The following is a 16,678-nucleotide window of genomic DNA, read 5'->3' as shown; positions in this document are numbered from 1 at the left end:
TCTAGAAGCGGTAAGTAAGGTCGACGAGCAGGCGCAGATCGGTTTCGCGGTCGCCGTCAAAAGGCCGGTTGATCACGCTCAGCAGGCCGCCCACCTCGAACACGTCGTTCCAGCTGTAGCGCTGGCCGTAGCCCAACAGGGCGATGCCGCCAGTGCCGTGATCGCGTTGGCTGTAGGTGCCCGCACCGGCCTGGAACTGTTGGCTCCAGGAGGTTTCGTAGCGGTGGTAGAGCACGTGATTGACGTTCACAGTCGGCAGCACGCTGAAGTCGGCTTTGGGGTTGAAGTACGGCACGTCGTCGGACTTGGAGTTATGGCTGCTGCCGACTTCCAGGCCGAGGTCGACTTGCAACCCCGGCGCGCGGTAAACGCCCTCGCGACCGGTGAGCACAGCTTCGACACGGTTGTTGCCGTCGCTGAAGTGCGAGGGGCTGACCGCCAGTCTCCACTCACGGCTTTCATTGGCGCGCCAGCGGATAAAACCGCTGCCGCCGTTGGCCGTGATGTCGCTGTTCAACGCTCGCAACGGCGTTTGTGCAGACAGGTATTCGAGACTGCCGCCGTACTGCCAGTGATCGTCGATGTCTCGGGCAATCGCCAGGCGCGCGCCCTGTTTATCGCCGAAGCCGTAGGAATGGTTGGAGACTTCCGCTTCCAGTGACATGTCGCGAGTCCGACGTTCGAGCCCGACGCGCTGGAAGCGATGGTGGCCGGTGCCTTCCTGGAAGTCGCCGGTGGCGTAGCCGGCACCGGCGAACAGGCGCCAGTCTTCATCGATGGGCGGGCTGTACAGCGTGGTTTCGATGCCGAAATCGCGACTGCCGTTGACCGCCCCGACGTCGCCGTTGCCGCCGCCATAACTCTTGCCGCCGTAGGCCTGCACTCGCAGCTCGGCCATGTCATGGACCGCACGCTGACGCTGCAAACGCTGCACCTGACGGTTATCCGGGAAACGCGCGACCACATCGTCGGTCAGCGCATCCATCTGCCGCCATTCCTGCAGATCCATGGCGGTGTGGCCCTGAGCGACTTCCAGCCCGATATCCCGCGGGGCCATGCTCTCGGTTTCCTTGAGCTGATTCTCGGCACGTCGTGGCCAGTCCCGGGCCAGGTACAGATCGGCCTGGGCCAGACGCAGGCCGATGTTGCCCGGCGCCTGATCCACCAACGCCTGTAAACGCTGCTCGCCCGACGGCAGATCGGCGCCGTAGGTGCCGGCCTGGGCGGCAAGTTGCTGCGCGTCCATCCATTCATCGTTGGGATTGCCCACCGGCAAGCCCTTGAGCTCGATTCGCGGTTTCTGGGTCTTGGCCACGTCTTCGGCGACCTGACGCGCTTCATTGGCCTTATCGCTTTCGAGCAAGGCGTAATAAAGCGCGGTGCTGTCCTCCAGGCGGTCGCCGACATCGGCATCCGGCGCCACCAGCACCTGGCGATACAAATCGATGGCGAGTTCCGGCTGACGCTGGTCCAGATAAGACGACGCCACCCAACGCAGGGCATAGGTCGGAATCTTCACGCCCTCGGCGAGCAGCTTTTGGTATTCGGCGATCACATCAGCGGTGCGCGCACGGGCCTTGAGGGCGCCCATACGGTCGATTCGCCAGCGGGTGACGTCATCGTGGGCCTGAGGATCCGGCGTCCAGGTCGCCAGTAGCTGGTCGTAATCAGCCAGGGCCCGATCGGCGATCACATAACGTTCTTTTTCGCTGCGGGTGGCCAGTTCGGCCAGGCGCACGCGTTCTGCGGCCAAGTCACCTTCGAGACGGCGCTGCGTGACTGGATCAATCAACCCCAGCCGCTGACGCGCCAGGCGCAAGGCCGGTTCCGGCAAACGGGCGCGTTGCAGGGCAATCACGTATTCCCGAGCGACTTCGGGTTTACTGCCGGCACGAATGAAGGCCTGGTCGTACTCAAACAACGCGTCGTAGGTGGCACCGGCGCGGGTCAAGGCGTAGGCCAGGGCCAGGCGGCGGGAAGGATCATCCGGTTTCGCCGCCACCAGCGCTCTGGTGCGAGCGACGGCCTCGTCAGGTTTGCCGGCGTCGGCCTGGGTCATCGCCAGCCCCAATTGCAGGTCGGGATTTTCTGGCGCGAGGGCCAGGGCCTTGTTGTACACCTGGGTCGCCGAATCCCAGCGCTTGAGGTTGCGATAGGCCCGTGCGGTGGCGGTCAGGGCCTGAACCGGCAACGTCCGATCACGTCCCTGGGTTTCATAGACCTGCACCACTTCGGCGTCCAGACCGGCCCAGCTGGCGATCTGCAAGTGATCGCTGATCTGGCCGGTGGTGGCCTGGTTTATTGGCACCTGGCGCAACACCGTCAGCGCAGGCGTGTAGTTGCCGGCCCGCGCATCGCGAACCATTTGATCGTAAGGGGTATCGGCAAGCGCCAGCACCGGCCACAGCAATTGGCCGCACAGCGCAACGCGAAATAAGGGGCGCAACCCACGATGAATAAAGGGACAAGCAATACGCGGCATTCGTCAGCATCCTTACATGGCCAGCCGGGTCGCAATGCCCTTGCCCACTCGTAACGGAAAGCCGGATCGAGAAACCCGGCCAAGCTTTATCGAAGCAGTCTTGCATGCAAGCGTAGTCAATAATTCAAGACACAATATTTCTTCAGATTCGTGGCGCTTGGCTCCCGTAATACCAGCCAACGCGCTCCCACAAGAGTTGTGCTTGACTGACGAGCGAAACCCCAGACAGCAAAACGCCCGGCGTCTGCGTGTTGCAGAGGCCGGGCGTTGTGCTGGAGCCTGCGGTTTTACTGGATGGTGACGTTGCCAGTGCCGCCGAGTTTGCTCATCACAAAACCGACAAACTCTTCGAGGGTCATTTTCTGGCCGTTGAAGTCCACCTGATTGTTGGCGTAGTGCAGCTTGGTGACGACGTTGTTACCGTCCAGTTTCGCCAGTTGCGTACCGACCGCCATGCTGCTGAACATGTCGGCGGTTGCGCTCGCCTGATCGGCGATGAGCTTGGCGTCGGTCTGGCCGTCGATTTGCGACTGCACAGTGAGCAAGTCAATGAGCATTGGCTTGGACACCAGTACGTTGAATTCCAGCAATGCGATCAACTGCTTGACCAACTGGTCCGGCGGCAGGTCCATGGATTGCGGCTTGGTCAGGTCCAGCACCAGGTTGGCGCGGCTTTCGCCGTTGCTGGTGTTGAACGACAGGTTTTCCAGGGCCACCTGGGGACCTGCGGCCAACAGTTTCTCCAGACCGGTCTTGACCTGTGCTTCTTCGGCCGGCGTCAGGTTCAGCGGCGGCGCCGGCAGACCGGCGGCAGTGGCTTCGGCGGCGGCCCGCTCGTACGGTTGCAGTTTGGTCTGGTAGATCTGCATCAGCGACATCGTCGACGGGATGTCGAGGTTTTTCAGGCTCATGGCCATCTGCGCGGAGCCAATAACCTTGCCGTTCAAGGACACTTCACCGACCTTGTAATCAGCACGCCCCGAAGCGTTAGTGCCTGATTCCCCGGTCTGGTTCTTCATTTCAAAGTTCTTGAAACCGAGTACCGATTGCTTGGGGCCAAAGGTGGTTTTGCTGTTTGTCAGCTCGAGGGTGTTGTCACCGACGTAATAGCCGTAGGTGCTTTTGTTCAGATTACTGGCCAGGGTCAAGCCGTTGAGCTCGACCTGCACCGGGGTCTGGTCTTCAGCCACGGTGGTCAGCTTCAGGCTATCCATGTAACCGTCGGCTTTGACCTTTTGCGCCTGGGCGCTGGCGGCCACGTCGAGTTTCAAACCGGAGAACGTCAGTTTGGACTTGTCATCCAGTGCGGCTTCCAGCGGCAGGAATTCGAGCGAGCCCTTGGTGGAGTTGTCGTAGCCAATGTTGACCACGCCTTTGACCGGGGATTTGTCCTTGGCGGCGGCGAACCACTTCTCGGTCAGTGGCGTTTTTTCCAGCTCGTAGTGACTGGTGGCCAGGACTGGCAACCACTTGAACGACACCAGGCGCGAGAACGGCAGCGGGCCGTGTTCGATGCGGTCGACGAACAGCATCTCCATCGGCGCGTCACCAAACATCTCGCCCTCACCCTTGAGGCGGTAGTGCGCGGTGCTGCTGAACACATGACGGTCCAGCGACACCAGCTCCAGCGACGCCGTGCCGTTGGAGCCTGCCAGCGCGGCTTGCAGTTCTTTGTTGGCGTCGGCGATCGAGCTGTTCAGCACCCCATCGAGTTTGCTGCCGGTGTACCACGCTCCGCCAACGCTGATTGCACCGATGGCCACGACAATTCCTAGAAGCACGCCTGCTGATTTATTCATGAAGTACCCGATCAATGTCCATTGTTGAAAGTGTGGTCGTCTTCCCTGAACCCATGACGGGTCGCGGTCACGACTGCGCTAAAAGTGGGATGGAGATTAGCATTTGCGCTGCTGGACGGCCCAATGATTAAAGGTGAAAGAGTGTCTATAAGCAGGCAGAGAGGTGGAGCGTGGAAAAGATCGCAGCCTTCGGCAGCTCCTACACGGAATATGCGTTTCCCTGTAGGAGCTGCCGAAGGCTGCGATCTTTTCGGTTCACGAATACTGCACTTCAATCTCATCCAATTGATGATCAAAACTCTTGAGCCGTGCGGTCCACGTATACACCAGCACTTCAAAATCCCGATTGATCACCGCCCCGCCGCTCACTTCCGCGCGCGGGTCACAGAAGTCCAGTTGATAGCGTTCGCGGGCCATGGCGTTGGCGACATCGGACAGTTCTCGGGCATTGTTGAGCCAGTGCCAGCCCTCGTCGGCCACTTGCTTGTCCAGCGCCTGGCATTGCTTCTTCAAGGTTTCGAGGCTTTTTTCCAGCGGCGTGCCGGTAAGTTCGCCCATGACTTCCTGGAACGTGCGCCCCGGTTGCCAGTAACTGCCCCAGAAATACCGGTCGAACACCGTTTCTACCCGGCGCAAAGCCACCTTGGTGTCCCAGATCAGTACTAGGGTTTTGCCTTGTTCGAGTTGTCGTTTTTTGATGCGCTGGTTCTGGAGCGAGGCCCAGGCGACCACCACGATGGCCATCACGGCGATCAGTGCCGCCGCGCTGTCGAGGAAGATCAGCGCCTTGTCGATCTGGTGGGCCAGCATGACGCCGTAGAAATAGGTGGCCGACAGCAAAACCAATGCCGCAATGGCGCACCAGAAGCCGGGAGCGTAAGGGTTTTTCATTATTAGATCCCCATGACCAACGCAAGCCTTGATCGACGGGTTCGCCGCGCGACCCCATCAAATCAAAGCATAGCAACGGCCTCAGGGTTTGCCGGGTTGTGAGCCTTGCGTTCGTCCGCTTTCCCAGCCACCGCCCAAGGCGAGGAACAAATCGATCTGGCTCATGGCAACCTGGGTGTTGGCCGAGGCCAGTTGCGCCCGTACATCGGTGTAAGTGCGGGTGGCTTGCAAGTCCGCCAGGAACGACGCGCGACCGGCCTGGAAGAAGCGGTGGGTCTGGTCTGCCGCCAGTTGTGCCGACTGTTCGGCGTCCGCCAAAGCATCGCGACGCTGAAGTTGCGCGGAATATTGCGCCAGGCCGGTCTGAGTCTCGCGGATGGCGTTGAGCACCACGCCATCGAAATGCGCCAGCGCGCCTTGGGTTGCGAACTCGGCCTCACGGATTCGCGCACGGGAGCCATTGGACGGTACGGTCCAGGTCAACAACGGGCCGAAGCCCCAGCGATTGGTCGATGGTTTGCCGAGGTTTTCCAGGATGCCGACCGTGCCCACGGTCGCGCCGATGCTGATGTCCGGGTACAACTCGCCGGTGGCAACGCCGATGCCAGCGGTTGCCGCCGCCAATCTGCGCTCTGCCTGGCGCACATCGGGCCGGCGTTTGAGCAGCGCGGCGCCGTCACCCACCGGCAACAATTGGGCAATTTTCGGCAGCTCGGCGCAGTCGCCGGTGCCCGCCGGCAATTGCTCGACCGGTTTGGCCAGCAGCATCGACAAGCGGAACAACCCGGCCTGACGTGCGGCTTCATAACGCGGCAATTCGGCGCGCAAGGATTTGAATTGGGTTTGCGAACGGGTGACCTGGGTTTCATCGCCGCGTCCGGCATCACGCAAGCGCTGGGTCAGCGTGGTGCTCTGGGCTTGCAGGTCTAGGGAATGCTGTGCGATCTCCCGCTCTTCGTTGGCCGCGCAAACCTGGGTGTAAGCCCGCACCACATCGGCCACCAGGGTGATGCGCGCGGTATCCGCTGCTGCCTGGGTCGCATCGGCATTGGCTTTGGCCGCTTCGATGCCGCGCTGCAAGGTGCCGAACAGGTCGAACTGATACGAGGTCGTGATGCCGATATCGCCAACGTTGGCCACTGGCACTTTCTCCGGTAGCAAGAACGCTTCGCCGGACTCCTGCAAACGCTGGGCGCCGGCCTTCACGCCACCGCTCCAACCGCCCGCCGCCTGCGCTTCGTCGACCTGAGCGCGAGCCCGCGAAAGGTTTGCCGCCGCCACCCGCAAATCGGTGTTGGAAGCCATGGCCTGCTGCACCAATTGGTCCAGACGCGGATCCTGATACAACCGCCACCAATCGGCGGGCACCGGTGCCGAGACGACACGCTTGCCGTTCACCGCCAGGTCGCCCTGTAAGTCTTCACGGTGCACGGCGGCCTCGTCCGGCAAGTGATAATCCGGCCCCACCACCTGACAGGCCGACAGCAACAAGCCCAATCCGGCAATCGCCAAACCCGAGGCCCTGCTCATTTCGCCGGCCCCCCGGTTTGATCGTCGATGATCGACACGGTGGCCGTACGCCCGGCAATCATGCGGAAGTCTTCCGGCACCTCATCGAAAGCGATTCGCACCGGAATCCGCTGGGCCAACCGCACCCAACTGAACGCCGGGTTGACGTTGGGCAACAGGTTGCTGCCACTGCTGCGGTCGCGGTCTTCGATGCCGGCGACGATGCTTTCGACATGCCCGCGCAGGCGCGCACGGTCGCCGATCACCCGAATATCGACGCTTTGGCCGACATGAATACCGTCCAGTTTGGTTTCTTCGAAATAACCGTCGATGTGGAACGAATTGCTGTCCACCACCGACAACACCGGCCGCCCGGCGCTGACGAACTCTTGGGAGCGCGGCGCCCGGTCGTTGACGTAGCCATCCACCGGGCTGCGGATCACCGAGCGGTCGAGGTTGAGCTGGGCGCTGTCCACCGCCACTTGCGCCTCCATTAATGCCACTTCGGCGCGGGCCACCCGGGACTGGCTTTCTTCCAGTTGCTCGGCCGGGACCAGATTGCCCAAACCTCGGTTACGCTTGGCCTCGCGCTGGGCCTGGGCCAGGGTTTCCTGACGGTCGGCGACGGTCGCTTTGGCTTGGCGCAGGGCCAGTTTGAACCGATCCTGATCGATGCTGAACAGCACCTGGCCGCGTTTCACCCACTGGTTGTCGCGCACCTCTACTTGCTGGATCAGCCCGGAGACGTCCGGGGCGATCTGCACGATGTCGGCACGGATGTGCCCGTCCCGGGTCCAGGGCGCGAACATGTAATACATGACCATGCGCCAGACCACGACAATGGCGAAGCTCACGATCAACAATGTCAGGACCACACGGCCGAGGGTCAAAAAAGGTTTTTTCATGTCATCAGGTATCGACTGAGTGAGTCCACGGCGCCGAGCAGCACAGCGTAGAGAGCCACATTGAACAATGCCCGGTGCCAGACCAGACGGTAAAAGTGCAGGCGCATCAGCACCCCGTGCACCAACAGGAACAACACGTAGGTAATGCCCATCAGCACCAGCAGCGTGGGCAGGAACACCCCGCTGATATCCAGATCACCGATCATAAAGGCGCTCCATCGATGCCATGGGGAAGCGGTTCTTCGAGTTCGCCCGTGCCGACAAATTCGACGCCCGGCAACAGCGCCAGACGCAAACCGCTCAAGGCGTGCAGCAAATGCAGACGGGTTTCGTCGTCACCTTGGCCGCCGAGGGCGCGTCGGGTGCGATCGAGGGTCATCAGCAACGGACTCGGCGCCGACAAACGTTCGCCAGCCTTGAGACAGGCCTTGAAGTACTCACCGACTTCAGCCACCACCTGGCGCAGCAGCGCTTGCGGCGCACCGGGCACTCGCGGTGAATAGGCGAGCAAGTCCAGCAGATTCAGGGCCACGCGCACTTCGCGCAGGGCGATGCCGGTGTCCTGGCCGGTCATGGCCAGCCGCGGCAAATGCTGCATCAGACGATCGAGCATCTGTACGCCCATGTGCCGATGTTCGGCCAGCGTGGCCGGTTCAGTCAGGCCGACAATGTCGCGCCAGCTGAAACGGGTCAGGCGCTTGGCCGCCAGTTCCGCCCCGAATGGCCGGGCGATCAGGGTCCAGATGAACGCGAACAGCAAGCCCATGGGCCCGGCCAGGTTGGAGTTGGCGAAGCTGAGGAAATCCGCGTCGTAGGCACCCTGAATGCTAATGAAGGACGAGGTGTTGACGATGGTCAGCAACATCCCAAGGTAAAAACGCGGCTGTACCGTCAAGGTGCCGACGCAGATGAACGGGATGGCGAACGCCAGCACCAGCATCGGGAAGTCATGCAGGTTCGGCAGGATCAGAAACAGATAAAGGCCGGCGAACAGCACCGACATCGCGGTCCAGAAAAAGAATCGGTAGATCTGTGGCGCCGGGTCGTCCATCGACGCAAAGAAACTGCACGCCACCGCCGCCAGGATCACCGCGCTGCCACCGTCGGTCCAGCCGAGCAGAATCCACAGCACCGAGGCGACGATGATCGCGGTGACCGTAGAAGCCGCCGAATAGAGCATCAACCCACGGTCGAGAAACGGTGACAGCCGACCCAGGCGCCAGTGCCGATACACCGCGCGCCAACTGTCCTGGCTCTCGCACTGAATGGCGTATTGCAGGCTGCGGCAGTCTTGCCACACATCAATCCATTCGCCGAGGCGATACAGGGCGTTGGAGAACAACAACTGCCTGCGATCGTCCAGCGCCTCGGCACTCGGTTGCAGCACTTGGAGCTGGTATTTCAGGGCCTGCCAGCGGTCGAGATCAGCGTCTTTGTGATTGAGCCATTCGGTGGTCGCGGTCAGCAGTGGCGCGAACTTATCCACAAGCTCCGGGGTGCGCCGCTCGAGGGCATAGAGCGCATCGTCGAGGGCATCGATCACCGGCAGAAGGTGGATCATTCGCCCGCGCAGTTCCTTGGTATTGCGCACCGTTTGCGCTCGCGCCCCCTCGTGGGGCAACTGACCGATCATCAATTCCAGGCTGTTGAAAGTCGCCACCATCGATGAACGCAAGGCGCTGACTTCGTCCGGCTGCACGTTGCGGCTGAGGAAACGCAGGCTGTAGGTCGAAGCATCGGCAAACCATTTGTTCACCGAATCGTTGAACACCGGCGCCAGCCGCCGTGGCCAGAACATGGCGCCAACCACCGCAGCAACGGCGATGCCGAGGAAGATTTCTTCGGTCCGCGCCTCGGCCACGTCCCACACCGCCAACGGGTTATCCACCACTGGCAGGGCGATCAGCGGCAACGTGTAACCGGCGAGCATCAAGGCATAGCTGTTGGCGGTGCGCAGATGCAGGGACAGGAACAGCAAAATCCCGGTCCACAGCGCGATGACCACTACCAGCACATAAGGGCTCTGAACGAACATCGGCACGAACAACACCGCCGCCGCTGCACCGAGCAAAGTGCCGGCCGCGCGGTACAACGCCTTGGAGCTGGTAGGGCCGAGGAACGGGCTGGAAACGATATACACCGTGGCCATCGCCCAATACGGACGAGGCATTTGCATGAGCATGGCGATGTACAGCGCAATCATCGAGGCCGCGAACGTGCGCACACCGTAGAACCAGTCCCGCGCCGGGGGTACGCCGGTGAAAAAACCGCTCAAGGGTGAACCACCGGTAGATGATTGGCCGCTTCAAAGGCTTTGAGTACCCGTAGTGCCGCTTCCAGATCACTCTGGTCGATACCTTCGAGCACGTCCTGGCGCAAACGCACCAACTCGGCTTCGACCGACTGCACCAACTCACGACCGGTCGCGGTCAGGCTCAGGCATTTGGCGCGCCGGTCATGAGTGTCTTCAGTACGGCAGACGTAACCGGCATGACACAACTGATCCAGCAACCGCACCAGAGACGGGCTCTCCATCCCGGCCGCCTGCGCAACCGTCACCTGCCGCACACCCTCGCCCAGGCGCCCGATCATCAACAGCGGGACGGCGCAGGCTTCGGAGATCCCATAGTTGACCAGCGTGGTCTGGCAGATCTTCCGCCAATGCCTGGCGGCCACCACCATGGAGCTGCTGATGTTCATCTGGAGAGCGGCGAGGTTCTTTGGCACGAGGGAATGCACACACTGTTAGTTTGCTAACTATCAATATGGCATTGGAGGGGAAAGTTGGTCAAGTTTTGAAACAAATTGGCGAGCAACGGCCAGACGCGGAAAAAGCTAACAAATTCAGTTTCTGCCCAGTTTTTTTACCACTCACCAGTTTTTTTACATTTCGCCATTTTTCTCCAGATTTTTTTACACCCCCCGCCCCTTCCTCAGCATTACATCCAACTGATCCACCACCTCTGCCCAATCCGCGTCATCCAGAATTTCCTCACGCAGCAGCTCCGCCTGGCTCTCGCTCCAGAAGAATGCGTCCGCCAGGTGCAGTTCGGGTTTGAGTGGTGAATGGGTGGCGATGAATTTATCGATGCTTTCGGCGTCGTCTGGCAGGCCGAGTTGTTTGAACAGGGCTGGGAGGCTGTGGGTGGGGGATTCCATGTCGGGCTCCTTCTTGATGGCTGGAATGGGGTGACCGCGGCGCGGTCAATCGCGGGCAAGCCCGCTCCCACAGGGTTTTCGCAATTCCTGTGTAGGTGGGCTTGCCCGCGATGACGGCGGTTACGCCGACAGACTCAACTCGCAGACCTCGGCATGCGGCACCATTTTCAGATATTCCGGTACGCTCATGTGTACCAGGTTGTTGTGGTTGCCGGCTTCGAGGTAGATGTCTTTCTGCCGGGTCAGCATCGGGTCAATGACCATGTCCATTCCATAGGATTCGCCCAATGCAGGCACGGCGCCGCGTTCGCAATCGTCGAACAGGTGCGGCAGGTTGCTTTCCCGGGTGACTTGCCATTCGCTGCTGCCACGGACTTTGCTCAGGTCCAGGTGACGGCTGGCGGGCAGTACGGCCATCAAGTAATGCCCGTGGCGATCGTCGAGGATCACCGATTTGGCCACCCGTTCGGCAGGAATGCCTGCAAGCCGCGCCGTTTCAAGGCTGCTGGCCGAGTGCGGATGGGAAACGATGTCATATTCGCAGTGCGCCTTGTCCAGGCTGGTCTGCACGGTTTTTGCCATACGCATGATGCACCTCGGTGTCCGCAACAACGAATGGCGGACGATGGTTAGAATTTTTTCTCTCCATTAAAAGTCTAGGCCCGCTGGTGGGATCCGGCGGGAAATCCGCCCGTCGGACGCGGTCGACAACTGGTCAAAATTCATACAGCCGCAGGCTCAACTAGACTTGTACACAGAGCCACGAACGGCTCGCGGACGGATGACTCTCCCGGAGGGTCAAGTGAACATTCGTTGCTGTGTAATTGCGCTGCTGCTGGCCTTGAGCGGGCCGGTATTGGCGGAGGATACCGTCGTAGTGCTGGTTCCCGACCCCATCGGGATCTGGCTGATAACGTTCGGCATCGCGTTTCTGATCGCCGAGGCGGCCTTGCCCAATTACGGTGTGGTCGGTCTGGGCGGCATTGTGATGTTCGTGATCGGCGCGGTGATTCTGAGCAATGCCGAAGTCCCTGTTCCCTTGATGATCGGCCTGGGGCTGATCAGCGCACTGTTGCTGATTTTCCTGCTGATCCGCGCCTTGAAAACCCGACCGCGCCGCAATGTCAGCGGCGACGCCGAATTGCTCGGCAGCGTGACGCCGATAACGTCGTTGCAGGCGGGCAATGCTTATGTCGGCTGGGTGCACCTGCAAGGCGAACAATGGCAAGTAAAGAGCCAAACACCGCTGCAACCGGGCCAACAGGTCCGGGTGGTGGCACGCAAGGGTCTATTGCTGGAAGTGGTCGCGGCTGACGCGGCGCCCGCATGAACAATGATGGCGGAGAATAGTCATGGGTCTGCAACTGGGTTTTGCCGCGCTCCTGTTATTGCTGATTGCACTGGCGGGGTCGACCTTCCGCATCCTGCGTGAATACGAACGCGGCGTGGTGTTCCAGCTCGGACGCTTCTGGCAGGTCAAGGGCCCCGGCCTGATCCTGCTGATTCCGGCGGTTCAACAAATGGTCCGCGTCGACCTGCGAACCGTGGTGCTCGACATACCGCCGCAAGACGTGATCACCCGCGACAACGTCTCGGTCAAGGTCAACGCGGTGCTGTATTTCCGCGTGCTCGACCCGCAACGGGCGATCATTCAGGTCGAAGACTTTCTCATGGCCACCAGCCAACTGGCCCAGACCACGTTGCGGGCAGTGCTCGGTAAACATGAACTCGATGAATTGCTGGCCGAACGGGAACGGCTGAACGTCGACATCCAGCAAGTACTCGATGCCCAGACCGACGCCTGGGGCATCAAGGTGGCCACCGTCGAGATCAAGCACGTGGACCTCAACGAATCGATGATTCGCGCCATCGCCAAACAGGCCGAAGCCGAACGGGAACGCCGGGCCAAGGTGATCCACGCCGAAGGCGAATTGCAGGCTTCGGAAAAACTCATGCAGGCTGCCGAAATGCTCGGGCGTCAGCCGGGGGCCATGCAGTTGCGCTACATGCAGACGCTGAGTTCGATTGCCGGGGACAAGAGTTCGACCATCGTCTTCCCGCTGCCGATCGAATTGCTCAAGGGGATGGCGGATTTGTCGACGAAATCGTGAGTCGTTCTTTTTCCAACGCCTCATAAGGCCTTCGAGCCCAAAACTCCACCCGCTCACGAAGCAGCGCTGAGGCTTCGCGACGCTTGTCATCGCCGTCGCCGACAAACACCTGCGACGGCTGCTTGGCATGTTGCCCCACCGCCGCAAACACCTGCCTGCGCTGCTCGATGTCCAAAGCAAAGAACGTTGCCAACCGCCCCGCCATGGCTTGCGGCAGTTCGCTGTAATTCACCGCCCAGCCGCCAAACGCCTGGCATTGCGCCAAACCCGACGCCAGCAACCGCCCCAACCGCCGAGCGATGTAATCTTCACGGCCGCTGAACGCAAGCTCGTCATCCAGCACACTGGCGCCGATCATCCCCGGCACCATGTGCACGCCCGGGCGACGCAGATGCGAGACCGCAATTTCCAGCGGATCGCGATAAAGAAACAGCCACGGCGTTTCGGGGAAACACTCGTGCAGCAACGCCAGTTCACCGATGTTCCAGGCGTCGAGCTTGATCACCAGCCGTTGCTCCGCACCCCGCCGGCATTGTCCATAGCCAGACAGCAATCCTTTGATGGCGGCACGCCGTTCGACGGCGGGTAGATCACTGCGCAGCAAGGCATCCAGCGAAGGGGGTTCGCTGATGACAATGTGATTGTCGAGTTGCGCCAGCATCTGGCTGATCAGGGTCGAGCCACAGCGGGAGGCGTGAAAGATAAAGGCGCTCGGCGTCAGACCGGGGCTGCAAACCTGCCAGTCAGCGAGGGTCGACAATGCCGTTTTTCGGCGAAACGCCTGATTGAACGGCAGTCGCAGCGCATCCTCCACGGCGTCACGAAAAAACGGCTGATGCAGCCGCGTATCACCGAACCAGCACCAGTCGACTTGCCATTGCCCGGCCTCTTGCCACACGCGAATCGGCAACCAGCCTTCGAGGTTCAGGCGCTCCATTGTTCAGTCCACTGGCGACGACCGTCGCGCATCGCCGCGCGCAGCTCTTCGCGGGTGAACACAAGGCCATGCTCGGCGGCCAGCTCCAGAGTGCGTGCGACAAAGGCTTCGTTGTCCCGCAATCCCTGCAAGGTCTTGCACAGCTGCGGATCGCCGGCCAGCAGTGCCTTGAATTGCTCTAAAGCTTGATGACCGATTAGCGGCGACGGCGTGGTTGCCACCCCATCGATAATCGCCTGCTCCAGCCAGGCACCGGGCCGACAATCGAGCACCAGATGAATCCGTGCCTGGGTATCGCGATTGTCCACGCGATGAGGCCGCGCCAGATCGAGATACCAGCATTCGCCAGCGGCCATCGGCATGCGTTGGCCGTCCAGCATGAAGTCCACTTGAGGTGGGCTGAGCAGCGGGATGTGCAGACGCAAGTCCGCCTCCGGTTCGCCCAGGTCATAGTCGCGATGCTCGTGGATACGCCCGCCCGGACCGAGTCGCAACAGGCGCGCGCAGACGATCTCCAGCGGCAGATCCCGCAGGCCTTGCTGCCATCGGGCATCCCGTCGCCAGGGTTCGCGCCATTGAGGTTCACCGCGGCCGGGTGCCAGCTCGGTCAAGGCATCGGCCGCGGAAATCAGCGCCACGCCGCTCCAGTCGCCAGTGTAGTAAGCGCTGTTGAAATGACCGTGCCAGTCGTCCTCGCCAATCGCCGCCAGTGCCTGCAACAGCAACGGCAAATCCACCGTCACCGGCAGTCGGGAGAATGCCGGCCGGCTCATCGTTTCGGCAGCACCGCGCATTCGCCGAGCCAGGTCAGCAAACGGTCAAGACAGGCCTCGATCGATTGCGCGCCCGTGTCGAGCACCAGCGACGCACACGGCGGTGGCTCGTAAGGCGCGGAGACACCGGTAAACCCCGCCAACTCACCCCGTCGAGCCCGGGCGTAGTGACCTTTGGGATCACGCTGTTCACACACCGTCAAAGAGGCGCTGCACCAGACTTCGCGGTAATCCTCGCCCAGCCGTCGGGCAAACAGTTCGCGCAACTCCACCAAGGGCGCGATCATCGCGAGGATGACAATCTGCCCGTTCTCCACCAACAGCGCCGCCAGTTCGCTGGCGCGGCGAATGTTTTCCAGGCGATCACCGTCGGTGAACCCCAGATCGCGATTGAGCCCGACCCGCAGTCCATCGCCATCGAGCACCACACTCTGCACGCCATGTTCGAACAGCTCGGCGTGCAGTGCCTGGGCCAATGTCGACTTGCCCGCCGCCGGTAAACCGGTCAGCAGAATCGCCGTGCCGCGATGGCCGTTGCGGGCCTCCCGTTGGGCACGGCTGATGCTCGCCGTCGGCGCCAGCAGGTTAGTGGACCGGGGCATGGGCCACCGGCACCGTGATATCGCCCGCCGCCCACGCCTCTTCGCGATTGGCCAGTGCCGTGGCGATGGACTGGACTTCGGTTGATTGCACCTCGTCCGGCAGCGGATCGAGACCGGCGCTGGCGAAGATTTGCCCGTAAGCGTTGCGCAGGTCAGCGTAGGACAGGTCGCGACGCAGATCGGCCTGCAACGTGTTCAGCTCACCCTGGATCAAATCCAGTTCACCCAGCCCGGCCGCCTGATAGCGGTTGCGCAACTGGCCGACGATTTGCCCGTCGATGTTCGACAGTTGCTGGTTGGTCTGGAACTGCCGCAATGCTTCGCGATAGTTAGCGTTGGCCACGTAGAGCTGGGCCAGCACTGCGATGGACATCGCCTGACGGCGTGCCGTGGCGACTTCTTCGCCGGCCTTGGCGACGTCGATCGCGGCGGGTGCGGAAATCACGTTGAACAGGTTCCAGGTGACTTTCACCCCGTAATCCGCCCAGCCCTGCTCCACCAAAAACGAGTTGCTGTCGTAATGCCCGCCGGCGGAGAACTCCAGCCCCGGCAGCAGGCGCAACATGGCTTTACGGGTTTCGGCGGCGCTGATGCGGGTCTGGTAATCCTGCTCGCGTAACTCCGGCCGACTGGTCAGGGCTTCCTGTTCCAGGCTGGCAAGGTCGACCTTGAGTTCCGGAATGACGTAATCGTCCTGGGTCGCCAGCGTCAGCTCGGTGCTCGGAGGCAGGTTGATCAGGGTCGCCAATTCGGTTTTCGCCAGCGACAGCGCGCGGCGTTGCTCTTCCAGTTGCCGGGTGGCTTCAATCAGCGAGCGCTGATAACCCAATGCCTGAATCGGATCGCCGATACGCTGCTCGCTCATGCTTTGGCTATTGTTGCGGGCGGTTTCGACCCGGGCCATCAGGCTGTCGATTTGCTTGAGCAACCGTTCGGCGGCCATGGCTCGCCAATAGGCCGAGCGTACGTCCTGAACGATGGTATTGATCACCTTGCGCCGACGCTCTTGCACAATCAGCCGCTGATCGCCCTGCTGCTTGGCGCTGATGTAGCTGACACCGAAGTCGAGCACGTTCCAGACCATGGTCAGGTCCGCCACGTCACGGTCGCGGTCCTGGGAGGTCGACGGTTCCAGGGACTGGGTGCCGGTTTCCACGCTCTGACTGCTGGAGGCATTGACGTTGTTACGCCCCACGTAACCGGCATCCAGCGCCATGCGTGGCAGCATGTCGAAACTGGCAAGGTCGAGCTGGCGCTTGGCCAGGGCCTCTTCCATGATCTTGAGCCGGCCTTCGAGGTTGTATTTCACCGCACGGGCCATGGCCTGGTGCAGGGTCAACGGACCGCTGAGGGGCTCCTGCCCCTTGTACATGCTTTGCAGATCGCTTTGGGCGCGCTGCTGGCTGACACTGCGTTCAATCGGTTTACTGGTGACTGCACATCCACTGATCGCCAGCGCCAGCAGGCTGGCGCCGAACAACTTCTGACTTTTTTTCATCCTTGTATTGCC

General features: G+C 61.4%; 16 protein-coding genes. 2 read left to right on the top strand and 14 right to left on the bottom strand.

Features of this window, described 5'->3' with window-relative positions:
* Window position 1 precedes the first annotated feature (1 nt).
* The 10 genes from pgaA to PMI21_RS04725 form a co-directional block, all read right to left on the bottom strand.
* On the bottom strand, window positions 2-2,482 hold the full coding sequence (gene pgaA / locus PMI21_RS04680; protein WP_007941008.1) for a poly-beta-1,6 N-acetyl-D-glucosamine export porin PgaA: 2,481 nt from the start codon (window positions 2,480-2,482) through the stop codon (window positions 2-4).
* 287 nt (window positions 2,483-2,769) lie between these two features.
* Window positions 2,770-4,281: a YdgA family protein gene (locus tag PMI21_RS04685; protein WP_033064194.1), complete on the bottom strand. Its 1,512-nt coding sequence runs from the start codon at window positions 4,279-4,281 to the stop codon at window positions 2,770-2,772.
* A 255-nt stretch (window positions 4,282-4,536) separates the two neighbouring features.
* Window positions 4,537-5,172 (bottom strand): hypothetical protein, encoded by a 636-nt coding sequence (locus tag PMI21_RS04690; RefSeq protein WP_007941005.1) that lies wholly within the window; start codon window positions 5,170-5,172, stop codon window positions 4,537-4,539.
* An 81-nt stretch (window positions 5,173-5,253) separates the two neighbouring features.
* The gene (locus PMI21_RS04695) at window positions 5,254-6,702 is read right to left on the bottom strand and encodes an efflux transporter outer membrane subunit (protein WP_007941004.1); all 1,449 of its coding nucleotides are present in this window, start codon (window positions 6,700-6,702) and stop codon (window positions 5,254-5,256) included.
* Window positions 6,699-7,586 (bottom strand): efflux RND transporter periplasmic adaptor subunit, encoded by an 888-nt coding sequence (locus PMI21_RS04700; protein ID WP_007941003.1) that lies wholly within the window; start codon window positions 7,584-7,586, stop codon window positions 6,699-6,701. Before PMI21_RS04700 ends, PMI21_RS04695 begins: the two co-directional genes overlap by 4 nt.
* Window positions 7,583-7,792: a DUF1656 domain-containing protein gene (locus PMI21_RS04705; RefSeq protein WP_007941002.1), complete on the bottom strand. Its 210-nt coding sequence runs from the start codon at window positions 7,790-7,792 to the stop codon at window positions 7,583-7,585. The genes PMI21_RS04700 and PMI21_RS04705 overlap by 4 nt, the downstream gene beginning before the upstream one ends.
* Entirely contained in the window at window positions 7,789-9,861 is a 2,073-nt protein-coding gene (locus PMI21_RS04710) for an FUSC family protein (RefSeq protein WP_007941001.1), read from the bottom strand. Before PMI21_RS04710 ends, PMI21_RS04705 begins: the two co-directional genes overlap by 4 nt.
* Window positions 9,858-10,286 (bottom strand): MarR family winged helix-turn-helix transcriptional regulator, encoded by a 429-nt coding sequence (locus tag PMI21_RS04715; RefSeq protein WP_007941000.1) that lies wholly within the window; start codon window positions 10,284-10,286, stop codon window positions 9,858-9,860. Before PMI21_RS04715 ends, PMI21_RS04710 begins: the two co-directional genes overlap by 4 nt.
* 213 nt (window positions 10,287-10,499) lie before the next feature.
* The gene (locus PMI21_RS04720) at window positions 10,500-10,745 is read right to left on the bottom strand and encodes a DUF2789 domain-containing protein (protein ID WP_007940999.1); all 246 of its coding nucleotides are present in this window, start codon (window positions 10,743-10,745) and stop codon (window positions 10,500-10,502) included.
* Window positions 10,746-10,865: 120 nt separating this feature from the next.
* Window positions 10,866-11,333 carry an aminoacyl-tRNA deacylase gene (locus PMI21_RS04725; RefSeq protein ID WP_007940998.1) on the bottom strand — a complete coding sequence of 156 codons (468 nt, stop codon included), beginning with the start codon at window positions 11,331-11,333 and terminating at the stop codon, window positions 10,866-10,868.
* A 214-nt stretch (window positions 11,334-11,547) separates the two neighbouring features.
* Between PMI21_RS04725 and PMI21_RS04730 the strand changes: the two genes are divergently transcribed.
* Both PMI21_RS04730 and PMI21_RS04735 read left to right on the top strand, forming a co-directional pair.
* The gene (locus PMI21_RS04730) at window positions 11,548-12,075 is read left to right on the top strand and encodes an NfeD family protein (RefSeq protein WP_007940997.1); all 528 of its coding nucleotides are present in this window, start codon (window positions 11,548-11,550) and stop codon (window positions 12,073-12,075) included.
* A gap of 22 nt (window positions 12,076-12,097) precedes the next feature.
* Window positions 12,098-12,856, top strand: a complete 759-nt coding sequence (locus PMI21_RS04735; RefSeq protein WP_007940996.1) for a slipin family protein — start codon at window positions 12,098-12,100, stop codon at window positions 12,854-12,856.
* On the opposite strand, the gene PMI21_RS04740 is transcribed toward PMI21_RS04735, so the two are convergent.
* Genes PMI21_RS04740 through PMI21_RS04755 form a run of 4 tightly spaced genes read right to left on the bottom strand, consistent with a single transcriptional unit; the run spans window position 12,822 to window position 16,666 of the window.
* On the bottom strand, window positions 12,822-13,793 hold the full coding sequence (locus PMI21_RS04740; RefSeq protein WP_007940995.1) for a sulfotransferase family protein: 972 nt from the start codon (window positions 13,791-13,793) through the stop codon (window positions 12,822-12,824). The genes PMI21_RS04735 and PMI21_RS04740 overlap by 35 nt on opposite strands.
* Complete coding sequence (locus PMI21_RS04745; protein ID WP_007940994.1) at window positions 13,781-14,566, bottom strand: aspartyl/asparaginyl beta-hydroxylase domain-containing protein; 786 nt, start codon at window positions 14,564-14,566, stop codon at window positions 13,781-13,783. The genes PMI21_RS04740 and PMI21_RS04745 overlap by 13 nt, the downstream gene beginning before the upstream one ends.
* The gene (gene cysC, locus PMI21_RS04750) at window positions 14,563-15,168 is read right to left on the bottom strand and encodes an adenylyl-sulfate kinase (protein ID WP_007940993.1); all 606 of its coding nucleotides are present in this window, start codon (window positions 15,166-15,168) and stop codon (window positions 14,563-14,565) included. Before cysC ends, PMI21_RS04745 begins: the two co-directional genes overlap by 4 nt.
* Window positions 15,152-16,666, bottom strand: coding sequence for a TolC family protein (locus PMI21_RS04755; RefSeq protein ID WP_007940992.1), 1,515 nt, complete (start codon window positions 16,664-16,666; stop codon window positions 15,152-15,154). The genes cysC and PMI21_RS04755 overlap by 17 nt, the downstream gene beginning before the upstream one ends.
* Between the last annotated feature and the right edge of the window lie 12 nt (window positions 16,667-16,678).

It is taken from the genome of Pseudomonas sp. GM18, from assembly GCF_000282195.1.
GTDB lineage: Bacteria > Pseudomonadota > Gammaproteobacteria > Pseudomonadales > Pseudomonadaceae > Aquipseudomonas.
Note: the sequence above shows the minus strand (reverse complement) of the source record. Positions and strands in the feature narration are given on the sequence as shown.